22 protein-coding genes and 2 pseudogenes are annotated in these 22,074 nt (G+C 51.4%); 11 read left to right on the top strand and 13 right to left on the bottom strand.

Going from position 1 to position 22,074, the window contains the following annotated elements; genetic code table 11:
* Positions 1-2 precede the first annotated feature (2 nt).
* The 8 genes from DXX3274_RS14495 to DXX3274_RS14460 form a co-directional block, all read right to left on the bottom strand.
* Complete coding sequence (locus DXX3274_RS14495) at positions 3-650, bottom strand: lytic transglycosylase domain-containing protein (protein ID WP_042860386.1); 648 nt, start codon at positions 648-650, stop codon at positions 3-5.
* Between the two features lie 69 nt (positions 651-719).
* Complete coding sequence (locus tag DXX3274_RS14490) at positions 720-953, bottom strand: hypothetical protein (protein ID WP_042860384.1); 234 nt, start codon at positions 951-953, stop codon at positions 720-722.
* Between the two features lie 554 nt (positions 954-1,507).
* Positions 1,508-3,835, bottom strand: a complete 2,328-nt coding sequence (locus DXX3274_RS14485; RefSeq protein WP_042860383.1) for a M48 family metallopeptidase — start codon at positions 3,833-3,835, stop codon at positions 1,508-1,510.
* 340 nt (positions 3,836-4,175) lie between these two features.
* Positions 4,176-4,385, bottom strand: coding sequence for a TraR/DksA family transcriptional regulator (locus tag DXX3274_RS14480; protein ID WP_042860382.1), 210 nt, complete (start codon positions 4,383-4,385; stop codon positions 4,176-4,178).
* On the bottom strand, positions 4,375-4,959 hold the full coding sequence (locus DXX3274_RS14475; RefSeq protein ID WP_042860380.1) for a DUF2857 domain-containing protein: 585 nt from the start codon (positions 4,957-4,959) through the stop codon (positions 4,375-4,377). The genes DXX3274_RS14480 and DXX3274_RS14475 overlap by 11 nt, the downstream gene beginning before the upstream one ends.
* 16 nt (positions 4,960-4,975) lie before the next feature.
* On the bottom strand, positions 4,976-5,170 hold the full coding sequence (locus DXX3274_RS14470; RefSeq protein WP_042860379.1) for an AlpA family transcriptional regulator: 195 nt from the start codon (positions 5,168-5,170) through the stop codon (positions 4,976-4,978).
* Positions 5,171-5,846: 676 nt separating this feature from the next.
* Positions 5,847-6,104: a helix-turn-helix transcriptional regulator gene (locus tag DXX3274_RS14465; RefSeq protein ID WP_012769229.1), complete on the bottom strand. Its 258-nt coding sequence runs from the start codon at positions 6,102-6,104 to the stop codon at positions 5,847-5,849.
* Between the two features lie 113 nt (positions 6,105-6,217).
* Positions 6,218-6,496: a helix-turn-helix domain-containing protein gene (locus tag DXX3274_RS14460; RefSeq protein WP_042860377.1), complete on the bottom strand. Its 279-nt coding sequence runs from the start codon at positions 6,494-6,496 to the stop codon at positions 6,218-6,220.
* Positions 6,497-6,629: 133 nt separating this feature from the next.
* On the opposite strand from DXX3274_RS14460, the gene DXX3274_RS14455 reads away from it, so the two are divergent.
* The gene (locus DXX3274_RS14455; RefSeq protein ID WP_042860376.1) at positions 6,630-6,917 is read left to right on the top strand and encodes a helix-turn-helix transcriptional regulator; all 288 of its coding nucleotides are present in this window, start codon (positions 6,630-6,632) and stop codon (positions 6,915-6,917) included.
* Between the two features lie 287 nt (positions 6,918-7,204).
* On the opposite strand, the gene DXX3274_RS14450 is transcribed toward DXX3274_RS14455, so the two are convergent.
* Positions 7,205-7,453, bottom strand: a complete 249-nt coding sequence (locus tag DXX3274_RS14450) for a helix-turn-helix domain-containing protein (protein WP_042860375.1) — start codon at positions 7,451-7,453, stop codon at positions 7,205-7,207.
* Between the two features lie 86 nt (positions 7,454-7,539).
* Complete coding sequence (locus DXX3274_RS14445; RefSeq protein ID WP_042860373.1) at positions 7,540-7,794, bottom strand: helix-turn-helix domain-containing protein; 255 nt, start codon at positions 7,792-7,794, stop codon at positions 7,540-7,542.
* A 104-nt stretch (positions 7,795-7,898) separates the two neighbouring features.
* Between DXX3274_RS14445 and DXX3274_RS14440 the strand changes: the two genes are divergently transcribed.
* The gene (locus DXX3274_RS14440) at positions 7,899-8,186 is read left to right on the top strand and encodes a helix-turn-helix transcriptional regulator (protein WP_042860370.1); all 288 of its coding nucleotides are present in this window, start codon (positions 7,899-7,901) and stop codon (positions 8,184-8,186) included.
* 332 nt (positions 8,187-8,518) lie between these two features.
* Here the strand turns inward: DXX3274_RS14440 and DXX3274_RS14435 are convergent, their stop codons facing one another.
* Positions 8,519-8,764 (bottom strand): helix-turn-helix domain-containing protein, encoded by a 246-nt coding sequence (locus tag DXX3274_RS14435; RefSeq protein ID WP_012769232.1) that lies wholly within the window; start codon positions 8,762-8,764, stop codon positions 8,519-8,521.
* A 343-nt stretch (positions 8,765-9,107) separates the two neighbouring features.
* Between DXX3274_RS14435 and DXX3274_RS14430 the strand changes: the two genes are divergently transcribed.
* The 8 genes and pseudogenes from DXX3274_RS14430 (at position 9,108) to DXX3274_RS14400 (ending at position 18,328) form a co-directional block, all read left to right on the top strand.
* A complete protein-coding gene (locus DXX3274_RS14430) occupies positions 9,108-9,626 on the top strand; it encodes an Hcp family type VI secretion system effector (RefSeq protein WP_022633128.1) in 519 nt (172 codons plus the stop codon).
* Positions 9,627-9,740: 114 nt separating this feature from the next.
* A complete protein-coding gene (gene tssI, locus DXX3274_RS14425) occupies positions 9,741-11,594 on the top strand; it encodes a type VI secretion system tip protein VgrG (protein ID WP_042860367.1) in 1,854 nt (617 codons plus the stop codon).
* A 14-nt stretch (positions 11,595-11,608) separates the two neighbouring features.
* Complete coding sequence (locus tag DXX3274_RS14420; RefSeq protein WP_038920648.1) at positions 11,609-12,016, top strand: DUF1795 domain-containing protein; 408 nt, start codon at positions 11,609-11,611, stop codon at positions 12,014-12,016.
* Between the two features lie 11 nt (positions 12,017-12,027).
* Positions 12,028-15,987, top strand: a pseudogene (locus tag DXX3274_RS14415) (RHS repeat-associated core domain-containing protein); the annotation flags it as partial.
* The gene (locus tag DXX3274_RS24275) at positions 15,988-16,386 is read left to right on the top strand and encodes a hypothetical protein (RefSeq protein WP_238556129.1); all 399 of its coding nucleotides are present in this window, start codon (positions 15,988-15,990) and stop codon (positions 16,384-16,386) included.
* Between the two features lie 7 nt (positions 16,387-16,393).
* Positions 16,394-17,005 carry a hypothetical protein gene (locus DXX3274_RS14410; protein ID WP_042860364.1) on the top strand — a complete coding sequence of 204 codons (612 nt, stop codon included), beginning with the start codon at positions 16,394-16,396 and terminating at the stop codon, positions 17,003-17,005.
* Positions 17,006-17,186: 181 nt separating this feature from the next.
* Positions 17,187-17,774 (top strand): annotated as a pseudogene (locus DXX3274_RS22945) (RHS repeat-associated core domain-containing protein); the annotation flags it as partial.
* On the top strand, positions 17,771-18,328 hold the full coding sequence (locus tag DXX3274_RS14400; RefSeq protein WP_019845674.1) for a hypothetical protein: 558 nt from the start codon (positions 17,771-17,773) through the stop codon (positions 18,326-18,328). The pseudogene DXX3274_RS22945 and the gene DXX3274_RS14400, both read left to right, overlap by 4 nt.
* Before the next feature lie 283 nt (positions 18,329-18,611).
* Here the strand turns inward: DXX3274_RS14400 and DXX3274_RS14395 are convergent, their stop codons facing one another.
* Positions 18,612-19,538, bottom strand: a complete 927-nt coding sequence (locus DXX3274_RS14395) for a hypothetical protein (RefSeq protein WP_042860362.1) — start codon at positions 19,536-19,538, stop codon at positions 18,612-18,614.
* A gap of 1,013 nt (positions 19,539-20,551) precedes the next feature.
* On the opposite strand from DXX3274_RS14395, the gene DXX3274_RS14390 reads away from it, so the two are divergent.
* Entirely contained in the window at positions 20,552-20,863 is a 312-nt protein-coding gene (locus DXX3274_RS14390; RefSeq protein WP_042860361.1) for a DUF736 domain-containing protein, read from the top strand.
* An 80-nt stretch (positions 20,864-20,943) separates the two neighbouring features.
* Here the strand turns inward: DXX3274_RS14390 and DXX3274_RS14385 are convergent.
* A partial coding sequence (locus DXX3274_RS14385) for a tyrosine-type recombinase/integrase (protein ID WP_042860359.1) occupies positions 20,944-22,074 on the bottom strand: 1,131 nt, incomplete at its 5' end.

Raw genomic sequence — 22,074 nt, 5'->3', positions numbered from 1 at the left:
GGTCACAGGGGGGATACATCGCCGCGAAGGACGGCGTTGGGGTAGCGCAGGGTGGTCGAAACCGGGGTAGTGGTGTCGGCAAGCTCACCGCGCAGCACGGTGGCTGGATAATGAGTCTCTGACGTGGCCTGGCTGGCGCGACTACGCGTGCGGTCTTCCTGCGTTGACGGGACGGCATAGCCAATACGCTGGAGATAGCTGGTCTGGCTAAAGGCGGATTCGGGCTGCTGACCAGCAGTGAAATTACCGGCGTAGTAGCAACTGAGTGCGCGTTGCAGCGTGCCGCCGCGCTGATAGCAGTCGGTAAGGATGCGCTCAAAAACAGACAGATTGGTACACGGGTCTAACAACGCCTGGGCCGTCACGCCGTAATGCTGAAAATGGGTGCTAGTGATTTGCATCAGCCCGACTGAATAGCGGCGACCCCTGGCCTCTATCCGGTTGATGATACTGACGGCCGTGTCATGGCGGGTGGGCTGATGAGAAATAACACCGGAGCTGCCGGGCATTCTCTCGTCCTTTGGCACGATTTCAGCGATGGCGTAAGGATTAAAGCCGGATTCCACCTTCGCCACATCAAACGCGGTGGACGGGTGAATGCTGGCGGCACACTGCATCGCCGCCGCCAGAAACGCTGTCGGGGAAAGCATGATTGCCTCGGTGACGTCATTCAGGTTACAGATTGCCATCAGGCAGACCGATGGCGGGGGAAAGGTGCGTTACGGCTGGGCGCTCATCGTGCCGGGCTCGGGTGGTGTGTCGCTGTCATCCCGGGGTTCGAGAAGCACCAGCTTACCGGAGACGGCAAGGCCGGGTGTCAGGACGATATTCAATCCAGGTTTCCCGTGATGGGCGAAGGCCACGCCGACCTTGGTCCAGAATGTGTTTTTTTCTCCGCGTGAATCGGGCGGGCTTTCCTGCGTGACAAACACGTGATAGGTAGGTTTTCGCATGGTGTTTCCTTTAATCAACAAGAGTGATGAGGTAAACCGATAGGTCACATCCCGATTCTACATTCCGGTTTCAACGGGTCAGCGAGAACATTCAGCGGCACCCTGAATTGTGGTTACGTGACAGCCCGACCCAACTTGTTAAAGAGCAATACCGGCCCCGGACGACTACACGTCCATCACGCTCGCCAGGGGAAGGTGGCAGGGTTAGCGTGCAATAGTTCATTCGGGGGGAAAATGGAAAAATCAAACGGGAAATAAGAGAGAAAATGTGTAGTGGGTAATTATTTTGAGTGGCGGATTGTATTAGCTTGGGTTTGAGATGGCACGTTTTTGGCTTGGGGACTGCCTAATCTGACAGATAGCTTTGTGCCAGAGCGGACGTTACTTACATCGAGTTATATTAGTTTACTGAGAGCAAGTCAAGATTGCTTCTGACTGTTAAAAACCCGCGTCGATTGTTTTCGAAATAATAATTTAATCAGGTTTTATGCAAGAGCGTGAAAAAAACGGGCCAGATAACATCTGGCCCGTACACTCATTGAGTTACCAAGAAGTTAAGCACATTCCCTTTCGAGCCATGTTCTAAACATATCAGCTCTATGAATGATTAACTGGTCTGCACTGCGGGATATTGTCTTCAGCAAAAAATCACACTTTGATAGTTTTTTTCTTATGTGGATGTCTTTATGAAAATCGGGAAGTTCATCAAATAGGTTACGCATATCTTCAAGAAAAGACATTGCATCAGAGTACTCTCCTTTTTGAGCGGAATCATCTGCTCTTCGATAGGCAATTTGAATTTGAGTGTCTTTAAATATTTTTACGTTATGCTCGCTTGAGTTTTCAATATCTGGTTCAATTAACATAAGTGTTTTTTCAGCTTCATCAAATCTGTGCTGGAACATGTATACTCTAGACAATGTTAGTGAAACTTCAATCGAATTAGGATCCAAATCATGAGCAAGATTTATTTGGGTCAAGGCATCATCTGTATTATCTTCTTCACGCAATAAAAATCTTGCAAACCAATAGTGTAGTTGCGGGGTGTCAGGTGATAAGACGATTGCTAACTCATATTGTTCTCGAGCGTTACTAATTGCACCGTTTTGCTGATGCAAATAGGCCATAACACGCGCTACTTCAAAGTAGTCAGGGGACAATTTGTGGGCTTCCGTAAGTAATTCAAAAGCCTTGTCATGATGACCGTTTCTTATAAAGGATTGGGCATCCCTTAGCATCTTAACGATAACCCTGTCTGTTTTATCTCTAAACTTTATGTTGAGAGGGTTGTACTTGTCTTCATTTCTCATCATCATCTGCTTTTCAAAAAGAGCGTTTAGTTTATTTCTTTTTTCATGAATGCTTCTTTGATAAGTTTGAGATGGTTTGTGATTTTTACCTAAGTATAACCTCGCAAGTTCAGATAATTGGTAGGTGGTTTTAACACTTGCACCTTTTGTTTTAGATGATTGTGATAACATATTTGTAGACATCAATTCTTGGATGGATTGATGTGTTTGAAGGGAGTCAAATCCAGTTAAATATGATAATTCAGGCACATCTTTCAATCCCGGAGCGCACTGCAATGCTGCTGTAAGTGTTCGGGCATTTACCGATAGATATTCATAGACGTTCGACATGCAAAAGTCGAGAAACATATTAGAATTCTGTAGAACAGATTCGGGGCTAAGCCCTGTTTGAACGGAGCTTACAAACCATTTTATATAACTCGGATTTCGTGACATCCGGTTTACATAACTCCTCGACACTTTTTCATTAATCTTCTCAAGTGAACTAACTCCTCTTATTTTTGACAGTAATCTCATTAATTGAGAGGCATGGGACTCCTCGATACCCTGCAATTTAACCGGATACTCGAATGCACCAAGACCTATTCTTGAAGTTATTACTATTTTACTACCTTGAGGAAGAGCACCGACAAACTCTCGTATATTATCATCAAGAATGGTTTCGAGGTTATCTATGAATAAAATTATTTTAAATGTTGCTAGGTAATCGATTATTTCATTAAAATTAGACTGATTAGTATTTACACCTATTATCTGATTTGATATTTCCTGAATTATACCTATTGAATCAGAAATTGCCTCTTTTATCTCCTTGATTTCATTAACTGTTATCTGTGTTGTTTTTGATGACACCCATACGATTGCATCGAAAGGGTTATTATCATCCTCAAGTATTTCATACGCAACTTTAAGAGCTAAAGCGGTTTTACCGACACCTCCTTCACCTACAATAGAGATTACAGGAAAGGCTCCATAACATAGTTGTTTTATTTTTTTTACATCATCTTGCCTTCCTATTAATCCCGTTTCATCAAAATCTGGGAGTGGCAAATTATGATTATTTATTTCTTCGTCATAATTTTTTATTTCCATCGAAAATAAGAAGCTTGGGTTAATGTTTATTTTATCGGTGACATCTACAAGGTTACTCCAGCAATTTATATCTGATTTTTTTATTTTATCGCAGATAGAAACCAATGTTGGATAATCCTCGACATCCAAAGGTCGGATGTGCATGACTCTATTTCTTATCAAGACAAGAGCATCTAAATCTTTGGTAATTGATTTTATGAATTTATATATATGCTCTGGAATATCCCTTCCATTTGAGTTTATGACTTGATACGTATCCCCTAAATCAAAGTATTCAACCAAATCAATCGGCTCAACTCCATTTATTACAGTCCCAATGTCCTTCTCAAGTCTCCGCTTGGCTTTTTCTAACAATTCAACCGGAAGTTTTTTTTCTATATTTTCTGGATTCAAAATATAAGTTATTACTATTGAGCGAAGATCTTCTTCTAGCGCACAAAGAAGAGCATAAACAGTCATACGGGTGAGGTTAAATGCCATGAAGTTATCCTTAAATTCTGAATAGACTTAGTAAATATAGTGCCTCACACCTAAGATTACTCTTAAATTTTTTAAATGTTAAGAGCCGACTTAGATGAGTTGCTATCAAATCGTTAACACGCCCCCTTATTACTTCCGCTACTCGCTCATTGCCGACTGTCAGGTTTAATCATGTTCTAACAAAAAACACCTTCATATCAAGTCTGAGCCCATACAGATAGGTAATAATGGCGGCGGCTTTTTGCTTAGTATTTTAACGCTTATCATAAGCATGATATTTATTAAGACAATAAGTAACGCACAGAGAAACACTATTCTCTGCGCGTATATTTACACATTATCAGCGTTGGCGGCGCTCAAGAATAGTCTGGCATTCTGTGCAGGTTGTCACGCCCGGCAGAGTCTGCCGTCGTTTCTCGGGAATAGGCTCACCGCACAGATGGCAGTAATGTAATGAGGGTGTGCTGGCTGGTTTAAAACGATTCTGTTCAATCATTTCTTCCAGACGTTGCTCATTAAATTCCTGATCGCGATCGATCTCATCTGGCATGTGATGTCCTCCTGTTCGGTGCTTCCTTTTCGCAAAGGGTGATACGGTTCCAGACAACGGTGAGCGAAGGCTCTTCTTTCCGTGAGGACAACGCTTCGGTGATCTGCATCATCACTTCCAGCGCGTCAGGCGTTTCAAAGTTTTCAGGTCGGCTTTTCTGCCATAACCGCCAAATTTCGGCATCAGTGGCTTCATCGGGGATAGGCGTGCGGCCATAAGGGATGATGACACCCAACAACCGGCGGCGAGTGCAGACCTCATTTGAAGTGAGGCCAAAAAAGTGGTGCAAGAGAGCGATTGATCCTCCTAACCGGATGGCCCGGTTAATCTGCTGTTGGCGCAGAGCTTCCTTGCGGGATAACGCCAGAATCTGCTGTAGGACGTCATGGCGGACAGTTACCGCCATAAATTGCGCCGATGCCCGGCTGACGATAAACAGTTCGTCGAGGGAGAGCTGATTGAGGGCATTTAATTCGTCAAATGTGAATCCTAACGTTTCACAATAATGAAAATTACCGTCCTTGAGCGCAGCAAGGGCATGTGTTAATACCGCGTAATTCAGTGAGGGGATCATAAGACGATATCCTCCATCAGCGCGTTAAGCGGTTGGCTAATTTGAAGTTAATCCATTCGTCAATTTCAGATTCGAGCCAGGCCACGCTGGCAGGACCAATCTTTATTGAGGCCGGAAAGGTTCCGTACTTCATATACAAATAGATTTGCGAGCGCTTAAGGCCAGTTTTTTCTTCCACTTGTCTCAAACGCAATAACTGATGAGATGACATAGGTTCCTCCAGTGCAGAATGGCGTATGCCCGGAGAAGACAAAAAAACACAGCGAGGGACGAAGTGAAAGTTGATGAACCCGTATTACGGATATCACCATCCTTAATACGGGTTTTTAGACAGTATCGCGGAATTGTTTTTCTATAACTCAGCGTTTATTTAACCAGAAGATGTATTTTACGTTGCCCCTTGCAATTTTTCCGATGACGGCGGGGTGCCGATGACCTTTCTGCTACCACGATGTTTATGGCAAACTCTTTATAGTCGGTTTAAGCGGTAGCCTAAAATTGGAATGGTAAATTTTATCTTCACCGTATTACTTCAGGACATCCGCTAACCGCGATACCAGCGCGTTGGAGGGGTAACACTATTTCAGCCAGTTAATTCAAGGTGCTGGAGCGGGAACTGTAATCTCGGTCAGTGCCGGTACGACAAGGGTTTTAGGCGGTTGTATTGTTGCCACCCGTGATTACACGTGATCTGACAAGGTATGTTTATTGACTGGTCAGCCACTATCGCCAGCCAGGCAGGCGCGGAAGTCGGGTTGAATACAAGCTGGGGGAGCCTGGTGCTGAACTCGTTACTGGTGACCAGCATGCTCTATTGACTGATGAAAGCCAGTACCTGCTATACGCTGAGAACCGCTGATTGCCAAATTAAAAGACAGAGCCTAATCCTAACCACTCCTCTTGCTGCGAAATAACTCAAGCACGTCTTGCGCAAACTGATCATCCACTATATAGAAATAGCACTCAGGTACGTCCAGTACGCGAGCAAACTCGCACACCAGCTCAAAGGTCGGCTTGTGCGTACCGTTTTCATAATGAGACAAGCGTGAGTAAGCCGTAGCTTCTTCAAGCCCAGCCAGTACACCCAGTTTTTCCTGAGTGAGTTTAGCGTGCAAGCGTGCTTCTTTGAGTCTTTTGGGGATCATGCCGTGTTCCCAATGAGGATTTCACGGAGATCTTTAGCATTGCTCAATAAAATTTATCTTTAGAGTTCATAAAGATGATGATCGGTATTTATAGGGATCGCTAATTTTTTCAATTAATTAGATGTGTCTTTTCTCCACTGAACCAATTCGCCAGCATGCAGCTCAAGCATCGCTTCAGCAAAGCTGTCATCCAGCGTGTAGAAGTATCCTTCCGGCACATCCAATATTTTGGCAAACGTGCATATCAGCTCAAATTTTGGTCTGTGCCTGCCATTCTCATAATGTGACATTCTTGAGTAGCCCGTATCCTCAGAAATCCCGGCGGCTATCGCCAGTTCTTCCTGTGAAATATCTGCACGCTCTCTTGCTGCCTTCAGACGCTTCGGCACCATAACTCTTCCTGTTATTGGTTATATTGACATCATCTTTAGCATTCCTTAAGATGAATCATCTTTAGACTTACTAAAGATATTATGCATCCACTTATCCTTGTCGGACTTCAAGTCTTTGAATGAGGTAAATAAAATGGTTAAAATCGACTGGCATTCTGCCGACATCATTGCCAGGCTTCACAAACGTGGGACCACGTTGGCCGCCGTGTCGCGGGCAGCGGGGTTGAATTCCTCAACGCTGGGGAATGCGCTTATCCGTCCGTGGCCCAAAGGGGAACTGCTGATTGCCGAGGCACTAGGGGTGCCGGCCTATGAGATTTGGCCGAGCCGCTATTTTGACGAACAGGGACAGTTAATCCCACGCACCCCACGTTCTCAGCTTCGGCATACTCAGGAAAAATACCCTCCTGCCGACAGTTAGCTGCGCATGTGTTCACCGGGGCGATAAGGGGCTGTTATAGGAATGTCCCGATAGTACCTGATCGTCTTATCAGTGTGAGTGCCGTTCAACGTTGTTTTTAAACGGTTATCCTACACGTTGTACTCTGTGGCCCGATGCCATCGGGCCGCCTGTTTCTGCCGGGTTACCCCGCATACCACCCTTAGCAGCGAATGCTATTTGCACGTTGGTGATAGGGGGTGCCCGGCGTCCGCCGGGGAATGTTACAGCCTGCACCGCGTTTATCCTGTTGCGGAGCAGCCCAGTTCTCAGCCAAGAGGTTTATGTTTCGTCGGGATTTTGGCAATGATGCTGACTGGCTCCAGTGAAAGTAAGCGGGCAATGTGAATAAATTCCACAACGTCTAGCCTTCTTTCTCCATTCTCAACCTTGGCGATAAATGATTGAGGGCGCTCCAGCGCCTGCGCTAAGCTCTCCTGTGTGATCCCTCTGGCAATACGCGTTTCACGTAATGTCTTGATAACAAGTTGGTATTCATCCGAGTAAATGGAAGCCATTTATTTGATCCCACAAAATTTAGGATCAAATATCCGTCGCTTATTGATTTATCCCAAAATGGGATTTCATGGTTGGCGGGTTTTGGTTATCTAAATTTATCTTTATGTATTTTAAGAGTTATTTTCTCTAAAACAGCGGTGTGATCTACGGACAGCAAATGTGCGATGTGGACAAACTCAACCACATCGAGCCTGCGTTCTCCATTCTCGATTTTAGCGACAAAGGATTGAGGTCGACCTAAAGACCTGGCCAGATTTTCCTGGGTTATGCCATTTCTAATTCTGGCCTCGCGTAGTGTTTTTATAATTATCTGATATTCAAATGAATAAATAGATGCCATGCCGTTAACCTTGACTAATATCCCAAGATCGAATATCAGTTGTTCGTGTAATTATCCCAAAACGGGATAATTACATCATCTTGTTATCAGGAGGGGCAACAGACATGAACAAAATCGACTGGCATTCTGCCGACATCATTGCCAGGCTTCACAAACGGGGAACCACGCTGGCTGCCGTGTCGCGGGCGGCCGGACTGAATTCCTCCACGCTGGGGAATGCGCTTATCCGTCCGTGGCCCAAAGGGGAGCTGCTAATTGCCGAGGCGCTGGGCGTGCCGGCCTATGAGATTTGGCCGAGCCGCTATTTTGACGAACAGGGGCGGTTAATTCCACGCACCCCACGTTCTCGTCTCCGGTCTGATCAGGAAAAATATCCCCCGGCCGACAGTTAGCCACGCCTGTGCCGAACCGGGTAGAGAAGGGCAGCAATAGGCGTGTCCCTTTATTAATGTCCGAATCACACTTATATGTTTGATTTTTTAGTCTTTTACCTGGTTTGTCTTTTGTGCTCTGTGGCCCGATGTTATCGGGCCTGTCTTCGTTCATAGAGCATAGATGTACCGGTTGGTTTTCGTCGAACGCATAAGTCGAGGAGTGGATGACGCAAGACAGGTAGGGTAGGGGAGAGTGACTTTTTAACTCAGCCACCTGTATCACTCTTCGCTACTACGTTGACCTTGCTGGGATACAGATTAAGGTTGTACTTGTGCCATCAACTGTAATTTCAGAGTTTAGCGGCAGCAAAAAGCTGCTCCAGACTCCACTCAAGCGCATCTGCAATGCGTAACAAATTCAGCAGGGTAACGTTGCGTTCACCCCGCTCGATTCGGCCCATGTGGCTGCGATCAATACCTGTAGCGCTTGCCAGATTTTCCTGCGACAAACCAAGAAGTTCTCTCCGCTGACGGATAGTTTGTCCCAAAAGTGGCAAGGCGTGAGCAGGATCGTTTTTTCCGGAAACTCTTTGCATTTAGTTATCATCTCGCTTCCTCGTTAACACTCTCCCACAACGATTGCACAAAAAAATGTGATTTAAATCACAAAAAACTGAACGCCAATAGTTCATAAAACATCCTTCCACAGAATGATCACAAAATCTGCGCAACTTCTTGCTCACTTTCCAGCATAAATCCCTGTTTGCGCAATGGATGCCGTTTTTTCGGGAGGTCTGCGCAATTTTTTGCTCAAATTTGACTTAGGGAAAATTTGACTTAAGTGAATTGTGTTTAAAAACAATAATATATTAATTGGCATGGAAGTTGCTTTATAAACGGCGAAGTCATACTAACCGTTCAACAACAAGGAGCAAGACTATGCCAACTCCATGCTATATCAGCATCGAAGGGAAAACCCAGGGCAATATCACCGCCGGTGCCTTCACTTCCGACTCCGTCGGCAACATCTACGTGCAGGGCCACGAAGACGAGATGCTGGTGCAGGAATTCAACCACGTCGTTACCGTACCGACCGACCCGCAGTCCGGCCAGCCTTCAGGCCAGCGTGTGCACAAACCGTTCAAGTTCACCGTCGCGCTGAACAAAGCCGTGCCGCTGCTGTATAACGCGCTGGCCTCTGGCGAAATGCTGCCGACCGTGACCCTGAAGTGGTTCCGCACGTCTGTCGAAGGCAAGCAGGAGCATTTCTTCACTACCACCCTGACCGACGCCACCATCGTCGACATCAACAACCAGATGCCGCACTGCCAGGACCCGTCCAAGCAGGACTACACCCAGCTTATCGAAGTGTCGCTGGCCTACCGCAAGGTGGACTGGGAACATACCGTTGCCGGCACCTCCGGCTCTGATGACTGGCGCGCGCCGATCGAAGCGTAATGATGCCTTAACCCGGACTTCGGTCCGGGTTGTGCTGTGTTCAGTCTGTACTGAGCCGTGGCGGCAGCCATCGCTGAGTGCGGACGCAGGTCGGGGACGTAAGGAGGAAGCAAGGTGGCCAACAGTACAGGATTGCAGTTCACCGTAAAAATCGGCGCGCTGCCGGAGAGTACCTTCGCGGTGGTGGATTTTGAACTCGGCGAGGCGCTGAACCAGCCGTTCGCCCTGTCGCTGAATCTGGCCAGCAGCCAGCCCGGCATCGACTTCGGCGCGGTGCTGGACCAGCCGTGCGAGCTGCTGGTGTGGTACGAAGGCGAATTGCAGCGCCGGGTCAGCGGCATCGTCAGCCGCTTTGCCCAGGGCGACACCGGCTTTCGCCGCACCCGCTATCAGGCCGAGGTGCGCCCGGCGCTGTGGCGGCTGGGGCTGCGCACCAACGCCCGTATCTTCCAGACCCAAAAACCGGACGCGATTATCAGCGCCCTGCTGGAGGAAGCCGGGATTACCGATTACGCCTTCGCCCTGCGCCACGACCACGCGGTGCGCGAATACTGCGTGCAGTACCGCGAAAGCGACCTGGCGTTCATCAACCGGCTGGCGGCAGAAGAAGGGATGTTCTACTTCCACGAGTTCGACGCCGGCAAGCACCGGGTGGTGTTCGCCGACGACGCCGGCGCGCTGTCCAAAGGTCCGGAACTGTTCTTCAACCTGGCGACGCAGGGGCTGACCGAAGGCGCCTATGTGCGCCGTTTCCGCTACGCCGAAGCGGTGAGCACCGCCGAGGTGGCGCTGAAGGATTACAGCTTCAAAACCCCGGCCTACGGGCTGCTGCACAACAGGATGAGCAGCGAGCTGGGCCATCAGCGCGAATCCTACCAGCACTTCGACTACCCCGGCCGCTTCAAGCAGGACCCGAGCGGCAAGGCGTTTACCGGCTACCGGCTGGACGCACTGCGCGCCGGGGCGATGACCGGCAGCGGCGAATCCAACGCCGCCGAACTGATGCCGGGCAGCACCTTTACCCTCACCGAACACCCGAACCCGGCGTTTAACCTGGCCTGGCAGGTGGTGGCGGTGACCCACAGCGGGCAGCAGCCGCAGGCGCTGGAAGAAGAGAGCGGCGGCGAACCGACCACGCTCAGCAACAGTTTCGAAGTGGTAAAAGCCACCACCACCTGGCGGGCGGCCATGCCGTACAAGCCGATGGTGGACGGCCCGCAGATTGCGACGGTGGTCGGCCCGGCGGGCGAAGAGATTTACTGCGACGAATTTGGCCGGGTGAAACTGCAGTTCCCGTGGGACCGCTACGGCGCCAGCGACGACCAGAGTTCGTGCTGGGTGCGGGTGAGCCAGGGCTGGGCCGGCGGCCAGTACGGGCTGATTGCCATTCCGCGCATCGGTCATGAAGTGGTGGTGAGCTTTCTGGAAGGCGACCCGGACCAGCCCATCGTCACCGGGCGCACCTTTCACGCCACCAACCCGTCGCCGTATCCGCTGCCGGCGAACAAGACCCGCACCTCGCTGCGCACCAGTACCCACAAGGGCGCCGGGTTCAACGAACTGCGTTTTGAAGACCAGGCCGGGCAGGAAGAGGTATTCATCCACGCCCAGAAGGACATGAACACCGTGGTGCTGAACAACCGCAGCACGGCGGTGAATGCCAATCATAGCGAGAACGTGGGCGGCGACCAGACCGTGGTGGTGCAGCACAACCAGACGGTGTCGGTGAAGGAAAATCAGGTCACCGAGATTCAGGGCGAGCAGACCGTCGCCGTCACCCAAAACCGCAACACCACCGTCAACGACAACGAGTCGCTGCAGGTGAAAAACAATATCGCCATCCAGTCCCAGAGCGGCGACATCCTGATTGCCACCGCCGGCGGCTACATCGCCATTGATAAGGACGGCAACATTGCCATTACCGGTAAAGGACTGGTGCTGAACGGCACCCGTATCGATTTGAACTAAGGGAAACGCAACGTATGTATCAGATGAACGAAGGCACCCTGGCTATTCCGACGGGCTGGCGCGACGAGTCGCTGCACGTGTTTGTGCTGCCGGGCGATACCGCCAATCTGGTGGTCAACCGCACGCCGATTGAGTTCGGCCTGTCGCCGGACACCGTCTATGAACAGACGCTGTCACAGTTTTCCGCCCACCTGAAGGGCTATCAGGAGCGTGCCGCCTGGGAACTGACGCTGGATGGTCAACCTGCACGCGGGCTGGAGTACAGCTGGCGCTCGCCGGAAGGCCCCATGCATCAGGTGGTGGTGATGCAGGTACGCGGCGAGCTGTTGCTGACCTTTACCCTTACCGCCGCCGGCGAACTGAAGGATGAACAGAAAACCGCCCTGCTGGCGGTGATTGAGACGTTTACCGCCGCGTCCTGAAGGGAGTCACGATGCTGAACGATATTCTGAGCCGGGTGGCCCGGGTGGGGGCCATGCACGCCGGTAATCGACCCAACCCGCCCGCCGACCGGCCACAGCCCTGTCAGGGCAAGCCGCCGACCTCGCCGGGCAAGACCATCAAGCACAAGAGTTTTAAAGGCGCCATCTTCGGGGCGATTGCCGGGGCGCTGGTGGCGGCGGCCGTGTTTGCCGTGGCAGCGGCAGCGGCGGCGGCGGTGGCGGTCGCCGTCATCGGCACCGGCGGTATGGGCGCGGCGCTGGTGGTGGGGGTGGTGAAACTGGCCGCCGGGTTTGGTGCGGTCAGTTTGCTGGGCGGCCTGATAGACTCGGTATCCAGCAAGGTCTCGGCGATGGTGGACAGCGGCTCGCCGTCGTTCGGGCCGGTGGCGTCCGGCTCCGGCAACGTGTTTGTCGAAAAGCAGCCGGTGGCCCGCGCCACCCAGGATGCCGTCGCCTGCACCCGGCACAGTGGTCCGCAGTTGATAGCCCAGGGCAGCGAGTCGGTATTTGTGAACGACGCGCCGGCCGCCCGCATTGACGACAAGACGGTGTGCGGCGCCACCCTCAAGGAAGGCGCCTCGACGGTATTCTTCGGCTCGGGTCAGGGCACCTATCTGGAGATAGCCGAAGAATTTACCGCACTGCAACGAGCGCTGCTGATTGCGGTGGAGTTTCTGGTGCCGCCCAGCCGCGGCATGTTCAGAGGGCTGGGCAAGTTGTTCACCCGCGGGCCGATGGCGGTGCTGCGGGGGATGCGTGTCGGGGCGCTGAAAACGCTGGAAGGACTGAAAAGCGCCGTTAAATGTGCCAGTGAGGGGTTTCGCAGCAACAAGGGGCTGTCGCGTGTCACGGAAGCGGTGCGCGGCTTCCTCAAAGACCCGGTCTACATCGCCAGCGGCGAGGTGATTGAATCCCGTACCGATATCGAACTGGGTCAGACGCTGCCGCTGGTGTTCCAGCGCACCTACCGCTCCGCCTCCGTGCATGTCGGGCTGCTGGGCCGCGGCTGGCACGACAGCGGGAGCGAGGTGGCGACGGTGACGCGCGACGGCCTCAACACCCACGTGGTCATCACGCTGGCACAGGGCTACGACATTGATTTTACCTTCCATCAGGACGTGCAGGCGGTGTACTGCCCGCACTACCCGGAATTTACCCTGCACCGCCGGGGCGACGGTTTCAGCCTGTGGCACCGCGACCAGCAGACCTGGCGCGATTTTAGCGTGGTACAGGGCGAGCGCCGGCTGCTGTCCGCCCTGCGCGATACCCACGACAACCGCATCGAGCTGGTGCGCGACCCGAAAGGCTACCTGCGCCAGTTGCGCCACAGCGACGGCGTTACCCTGCTGCTGGTATGGCAGGGTGAATTCCTGCACCAGATTCAGCGCACCGACGGCAGCCAGAAAACGTTGCTGGCCGAATACCGTCAGGACGAACAGGGCCGGCTGATTGAGGCCAACGCCACCCAGGCCTATCACCTGTACTACGAGTACGACACCGTCCATCGGCTGACCCGCTGGCACGACCACGACCAGACCTGGGCGCGCTACGAATACGACGCACAGGGGCGCTGCGTCTACACCACCTGCGCCGACGGTTTTCTGACCGCCCGCTTCGACTACCACCCCGACCGGGTGGTGATGACCGATGGCCTCGGCCAGCGCAGCGAATTCGGCTTTAACGACCTGCATCTGATGAGCTGGGAAAAATCCCCGCTCGGTCACGTCACCCGCTACGACTACGACGATGACGGCAACCTGCTGCGGGAAATCTCGCCCGCCGGTCGGGTGGTCGAGTTCGGCTATCGGGACGATACCGGGCGGGTCAGCACCTTTACCGACGCCAGCGGCCACCAGTGGCAGTACGACTATGATGAGGCGCAGCGGCTGTGCGGCGTCACCGACCCGCTGGGGCGCGAATGGGGCTGGGTGTATGACGCCGAAGGCAACCCGGAGCGGCTGACCGGGCCGGATGCCAGCGAAGTGCGATTTACCTGGAACCGCTACGGCCTGCTGACGCAGGTAAGCGACGCCGCCGGCGAGGTGCAGGCGCGGTTGCAGTATGACCACCGTCAGCGGTTGCTGAGCGCCACCGACGCCGAGAGCCGCACCCAGCAGTTACGCTACGACAGGCAGGACCGGGTGGTGCAGTGGCAACGGGCGGACGGCGCTCGCTTTGGGCTCGGTTACCGCCGGGCCAGCTGGAAACTGCCGGAGCAGCTGATGCGCCCGGACGACAGGGAAGAGCGGCGCCAGTACGACCGCCACAACAACCTGCTGAGCTACGTGGACGGCAACGGTGCGCTGTGGCGTCAGACCTTCGGGCCGTTCGACCTGCTGACCGCGCGCACCGATGCCGAAGGTCGCACCTGGCACTACGAGTACGATAAAGAGAGCCAGCAGCTGACAACGGTTATCGCCCCGGACGGCAGCCGCTGGCAGTGGTGGCTGGACGCCGACGGGCGGGTCATCCGCGAGCGCGACATGACCGGCACCGACACCCATTACGACTACGACGAAGACGGTCTGTGCATCAGCGTGCGCAATGGCGAAGGCGACACCCGCCACTTCCTCTACGACGCCCGCGGCCTGCTGCTGCGTGAAACCGCGCCGGATGACAGCCTGCACTACCGCTATGACGCGGTGGGTCGGCTGACGGAAATCACCTCGTCGGTCAGTCACGTACAGCTGGACTACGACCTGCGCGACCGGGTGGTGCGCGAGTGGCACAACGGCACGCTGCTCACCCGCCAGTACGATGACGCGGCCCGCACCGTCACCCGCACCCTGACCTGGGACGGCGATGCGGACGACAGCACACACGCCCTTGCGCCGCTCACCAGCCTGTTCCATTACACCCGCACCGGCGAACTGCGGCAGGTGCAGTTGCCGGACGGTGCCGAGCTGACGCTGACCCAGGATGCAGCGGGCCGGGAGTCGCTCCGCACCGGCGGCAGCGGGTTTGTGCAGCGGCGGGAATACGACGTGATGGGCTGGCTGACGCGAGAGCAAAGCGGCGCGCAGCACGACGGTCGCCTGCTGGCGGCCCAGACGCGGGAATACCGCTACGACGGCGCGGGCAACCTGACCGGGGTACGCCACAACCGCGAGGCTGAAGGCTACCGGCTGGACGCCACCGGCCGGGTGCAGGCAGTGCTGAGCGGCGGCGCGGGCAAAATCGTGGACACCACCGCCCGCTACCACTACACCCGCAGCGGCCTGCCGCAGGAGGCGGGACGGCTTACCGAATGGCAGGCCGGGCAGACTGATTCAGCACGATGATACCCACTACCAGTACGACAGGGCCGGACGGCTTAGCCGTAAACAGGTGCTGCAGCCGGGTTACCGCCCACAGGTGTGGCAGTACCGCTGGGACAGCCGCAACCAGCTGCGGGTGGTGGATACCCCAAACGGCGAACGCTGGCTGTACCGTTACGACCCGTTTGGCCGCCGGGTGGGCAAACGCTGCGACCAGAAAGCCGAAGAAATTCGCTACCTGTGGGACGGCGACCAGATAGCAGAAATCCGCCACTACCGCCACGGCCAACTGGTGGCCCGTCGTCACTGGGTCTACAACGGCTGGGAGCTGGTGGTACAACAGCGCCAGCACACCGGCGGCGACTGGGAAACGGATTTTGTCGACCAGCAGCCAGAACGGCGCACCGCAGGCACTGTTCGCACAGGACGGCGCACTGCGCTGGCAGGCACCGAAAGCCACGCTGTGGGGACATCGGCAGACAGAAAAATCGGAAAGTCCGGACCCCGGCCTGGCCTTCGCCGGGCAGCTCCGTGACAGCGAAAGCGGGCTATGCTATAACCGCTTTCGGTACTACGACCCGGCCGGCGGGTGCTATGTCTCGCCAGACCCGATAGGGATAGCTGGGGGGGGAGAGTAACTACGGGTATGTACACAACCCAATTAGTTGGATCGATCCTTTCGGCTTAGCAGGCTTGTTTGACATTGGTACATATGGAAGCCTAAATGGTTCTATCCATGTTGGCGATGGATTACAGGCACATGAGCTTATTAGGCATGAGTTTTTAAAGCAATCAGGATTAGCAGGCGATGCCCGGCTAAGTGGAAATCCCTCTATAGCGTTAGATCTCGACCATCATACCAGAGGGCCATTAAAAGATACTCGTGGTATTGGTGGTGTTCATTATCATGAGAGTGTAGTCAGAGCTGAAAAAGGTTTGGGACCAAACCAATTTGCATCAACAATAAAGGGAGAGTTGGATATTACATCGGAAGCCATGAAAAGGGCTGGCGTACCAGCAGAACGGGTTGAGCAGTTAAGAAAAAAATCTGAGAGCTTTTATTCAAAACTCAGCAAATGCGCAAAAAAATGAGGCTAAGATGAAAACTGTTTATCAATTTCAGCATGCAACAAATGATAATGATTTTGGGATTATACTCGGAGGTGATAAAAACACCGACTTGGATTGGCCACAGAATCCGCTTGGAGAAGATCTAAAACTGTTGATGACGATTGATAATAACCGTTTTAATGAAAATATTAGCGAAGTAATACTTCCTGAAGATAAATTCACTTCTGTTTTTTCAACTTATTCTGAAGAAAGATATTTTCTAGATGATATCATTTACTCTGGTGACCAGGTCGAATTTAACTATATAAAAAAAGGATTCACAAAAGTAATAGTCAGCGAAAACCCATTTCTTAAAGCTGATAATGGGAGCCAAACCAACCGTTTTTCGCTCAAACCCAGAGAACTAGAAAGCGATATTTTCCCTGCATTCTCCTTTTTCTCAAAGGAATTACCAAACGGCGTTAATGGCTGTAATGAATTGTTGAGTGAGTATTATTTTATCTGCCAAATATATTCTTCAGACATTCCATCCAAAGATGGAGGAGCATTAGGATTATCCGATGCCATAGGATATCTTTTTCTGAAAAAAGATATCTCAGAACATACCGACGCTGGTTTTTTCTTTATTCAAACCGCTTAAAAAACCATGATAAACGCTTTTCTTTCGATGGTAGATTAAAATTTAAAAAATCAATCATTACCAATGAGATAATATAGATTATCTCATTGGTATTAACAGTATCGCGTACCGAATCTTTTATTTCTTATCAACTTGTTCCAGAATCGGTGTCATGCTAGACGCACCGGCAGTGGACCAGAGGCGTCGGCAAACAGAAAAATCGGAAAGTCCGGACCCCGGCCTGGCCTTCGCCGGGCAGCTCCGTGACAGCGAAAGCGGGCTGTGCTATAACCGCTTTCGGTACTACGACCCGGCCGGTGGGTGCTATGTCTCGCCAGACCCACTGAGCATCCTGGGTGGTGAGCAGAACTATGCGTATGTGCCGAACCCCAATACTTGGGTTGATCCGTTTGGGCTAACCAGCTGTGAACTGGCGAAAAAAATGGAAAACGCAGGGACCCCGAGGCCTGTAAATTCAGCAGCGCATCATATTGTTGGAGAAACCTCCAAAGGTGCTAAGCCAGCCAGAGATGTTTTGAATAAGCATAAAATAGATATAAATGGAGCTGATAACGGAGTTTTCCTGCCAAACAGAAATAATACAGATGGATTATCAGGGATACTTCACAATGGCAGACATCCAGATGACTATTTGGCAGCGGTAAATAAAAGGATTATACAGGCTGATATCTTGGGTGGTAAGGACGAAGTTATTAATGAGCTCGGAAAGATTAGAGACATTCTTTCCTCCGCTAATCGAGATGCAAGTTGGAGTAATGTTCTACTATGAAGATATATTTATTGCATTCAAGCTCCATGGAATCTTGTTCATTTATCCAGGACTATCCAGATGGAGAAAGCAGCATTATTGGCAGGGCAATGATGAGACGCTGGAAAGCATTTTCTAACGACTACAGCGAAGTAAGGTTGGAGCTGAGAAAGAATGACAAAGGTAAAAAAAATTATCAATTTGATTTTAGTGGAGCCTTGAGTCCTTTTTTTGTATTTAGTGATGCAGCTATAAAGGTGCTGGATGATATATTGAGGCCGAGAGGGGAAATATTGAGGGTGTTAACAGAAAGCAAGAAAAAAGATTTTTTTGGCTATTATCCCACCAATGGTTTGCATGGGTGTTTTGATAGGGAACGTTCTATATATCGTGAAGCTAAAAACGGCCTCATAATTGAGAAGCCAATCCTTATTTCATCAAATATTACTGATGATTATCTTTTTTCTATAGAAGAAGATATAGGGAGAGTTTTCGTAACAGATAAGTTTAAACAGCGTGTTGAAGAGGCGAACTTGATTGGATTTGATTTTTCCATTGAGATTCAAACCTCATAATGCAGAAATAAATCCCGGTAGGCAGGAGAATCTCAGAATGTAAGGTCGGAAGCGGTTCTAACGATCCTCCGGCTGCTTTTTTATGCTGTTTAATTCAACGATCAGATATTAGGCTGTGTCTCTTAATTCATATTCACTGATTGATGGTGAAAAATGCATTAAATTCGTTTATTTATGAGCCGATTTCGTACATTGCCACTGCCATCACCTGTAAGCGCTATGTGATTTTCCACCACGCAGGTGATTAAGAGACACAGCCTGGATTGAATGAGGACGGACTCTATTAACCAGATCCCGAAATGGATGTGGGGGATCCGCGCTCCAGCGCCGTTTTTAGTGTGTCACCACTCAGATGGTCGGTGATACCATCAGTTGATGCCCATTGCTCAAAAATGGACAACAGTTTATAGGGCTGCCTAATTAATGGGCTAATAGCCTCATTATGTTTACAGGCGAGCCAGAATAATCGGGATAACGGCGTGGATATCCGCGTGGAAGACGACGAGGATGCTTGGTTTTTGGTCGGCATGTTGATTAACTTTTCCAGTTCAGTATGCCGGATGACAAAGCAGGCATCTTGCGGTAGGTCATGAACCGGAAAGTAAGCCTTTCGGAGGTCTGGATTCACGCCTTGTTGTAAAATTCTTTGATAAATATCAGTCGACATTTTTTCAGGGAGCAGCATGATTTTCTGGTTTATTCTTTCCTGCCATGTGAGCTTTTCGAATACCTGAAATATCTCTCCTGAAAGGGTTACTGATATACCGTAATTGATCTCATTCTCACCGATGTGTGGCAATGGAATGTGCAGGGAGCGAGCAAGCAAGCGTTGTACCATAACGTACTCATGTCCCGCTAATAGCGTATCGATAATTGGCTGGGAGGGGATAATATATCTTCCCTCAGTACTGAGAATAAGATTTCCTTTGCTAAGGAAACTGTTTCGATCAAGCAAACAGAGTCGGTCGATGAATGAGTGCCCGACTGGCCGTAGCTTCAATTTATTATCTAATGTTCGTATTTTTCGTAAAACGATCGGTGATTGGAAGTAGATGGAAAGGTTGATGTCGCCATATAAAGCATGGCGATAAATATCACTGTCTGTCAGTTCTATTTTTATTGTTCTTTTAGCTATTCTGATTGCCTCTTGTATCGTCATCCATTCAGGCATACTGCTTTTCGTGTTTAAAAGGAAGGTCTGTTTTTGCATGATGTAATCTCCTCAGCATGACAACCTTTCCTGTGTGTAGCGAGTCACTATTGGTTAATAAAGTTGCCGGGTATGACGTTAAAATTTTATATGTAAATCAATAGGATGAAAAAAGTTGTTTAGAATGACCTGGTTTATGTTATTTTTGTTTTTTCAGTAAATAAAATAACAAATCCACAAGGAGTGATGTAGCCTGTATCACAATTGGGCTACCGCCTGCTGTGGCAGCACCACCACAGCATCTGAGATATGCACTCTTTAGTTTTATGAATGGATGCCATCAAATCGTTTCATACTGGCCTGAACAGCCCAGAACTGCTCTGTCAGATTGAATTTATAGAATGAAATTTTTACTTAAGGTGATGCAGTTTGTCATGAAAATATATGTGCTGCTGTCATTATTGGTTATTACGTGTTAATTCAGGTGTCTTTGAGTGTATAGAAAGGGTAATTGGCATCCCTTCAGTATTAAAAGGATGCCCCAGCGTAATTGACGGGGCGTTTTCGTTTGCCATAGCTTGCTGCGTCAGGTTGCATGGATGCTTGCCGTTTTTGACACTGGCGATGATGGTGTTGCGGTCATGAAGAATGCGTCACCAATATACCGTCCGGCCTGATGACCGGGTTGACGCCATAGGCTGTTTGCACCGAGGGACTGGCAGCAGGGCATGTCGCCTGTCGCGGGGATGATGGCCTTGACCGAATCAGGAGAGGAGCCGGTAAAGCCGTCGTGCGGGGAAGCCGGGTCAGCCAATGCGCCTTTCGGCTTGGTCAGCCTATGCGTCCTTGAGCACGTTGTGAATCCTTGCAGGAGCCGGGCTTTATGGACGCAACCGGAAGAAGCAAACAATTTCCCCGGCGCAAACGCCTTCCTCGCGCAGCAAATTCTTTGCCTCTTCCGGTCCTTCACGGTGTTACGGTCGCAAGCGATGCGGCCAGCTCGGCTCCTGCCATTCGGATCACCACAAAGGACGCGACAGGCGCGACCTTAAAAATCCGAAAGGAGCAACATCATGGCTAACATCGGCACCTTCACCGCACAAAACAACGGCTTCACTGGCACCGTCCGCACCCTGACCCTGAATGTCAAGGTTAGGTTTATCCCCTGCGACAAAAGCAGCGAGCACGCCCCTGACTTCCGCATTCAGACCATCGGTGGTTACGACATCGGCGCAGCCTGGCGGAAAATCAGCCAGGCCGAACGGCCTTATCTGTCGGTGACGCTCGACGACCCTTCCTTCCCGGCAACCCTCTATGCTCGCCTTATCGAAGAAGAGAATGGCAAGCACCACTTGATCTGGTCGCGCAGCAAACCGTCGGCCTGACAGCCAGACACCTCGCCCCGCCAGTCACGGCGGGGCGCACACTGTTTACTCCGGCAATGAACCCGTGGCTCATTGCGTTTTTACTGCTCTTGAGGGGTCAGCAGCGTCACTTGCGCATAAACATAGGGCGCAACGTAATTTTCCCGGTTCATATCCAGATAATCCGACCACCATTGCATCATCGCTTTTCGGGCATCAAGGTATTCCGCTTTATGGATGTAAGCCGCCCGCACGCTATTGCGTTCCTGATGGCTCATCTGGCGCTCAACCGCATCCTGTAACCACAGGCTGGATTCCATCAGCGCACTACAGGCCATAGCCCGGAACCCGTGACCGCAGATATCATTTTTTGTGTCATAGCCCATCAGGCGCAACGCCTTGTTGACCGTGTTTTCGCACATCGGTTTATACGGATTGTGAGCGCCGGGAAATATCAGCACCTGATGTCCGGAGATTTCCTGTATCTGTCTCAGAATAGCGATGGCCTGCCGGGAGAGGGGAACGATATGCGGGGTACGCATCTTCGCGCCACGCCCGGAATAACGTACGCCGGGGATGGCTTTGCGGGTAGCGGGAATAGTCCAGATGTGGTTTCTGAAATCAATTTCTGACCATCGCGCGAAGCGCAATTCGCTGGAGCGGATGAACAGATGCAGGGTGAGTGATACGGCCAGTCGGGTTAATTCCCGTCCTTGCCGGTAGTCCTCAATGCGCGTCAACAATTCCGGTAGTTGCTCCAGCGGCAGGGCAGGGTAGTGACGTTTAACTGGCGGGGCGATAATACCGTCCAGATTGGCCGCCGGATTGTGTTCTATCAGTTCCTGATGCACAGCATGACGCATGATGTTGCACAGGTGCTGCCGGGTACGGGCTGCCACTTCCAGTAAACCTTTTTTCTCTATGCCTTTCAGCAGGTCGATGAAATGACGGGGTTTCAGCTCCGCAACAGGCAGGTGCCCGATAACCGGAAAGATATGGTTGTTCATGCTGGCAAGCAGACGGGCGGCATGGTTCTCTGACCATGTCCGGTTGCTCTTGTGCCAGTCCTGCGCCACAACCTTGAATGATTTTTCTGGTGAACGGGGCGCTTTTTCAGCCGCCCGCTGGTGTGCGGGGTTGATATTCTGCGCCAGCAGTTTACGGATGCCGTCACGCTGTTGACGCGCATCGGCCAGCGATACATCGGGGTAGGTACCTAAACCCAGGCGCGA

This window comes from Dickeya sp. NCPPB 3274 (assembly GCF_000406205.1).
In the GTDB taxonomy this organism is placed as follows: Bacteria; Pseudomonadota; Gammaproteobacteria; order Enterobacterales; family Enterobacteriaceae; genus Dickeya; species Dickeya fangzhongdai.
This window is presented reverse-complemented; position numbering and strand designations above follow the sequence as displayed.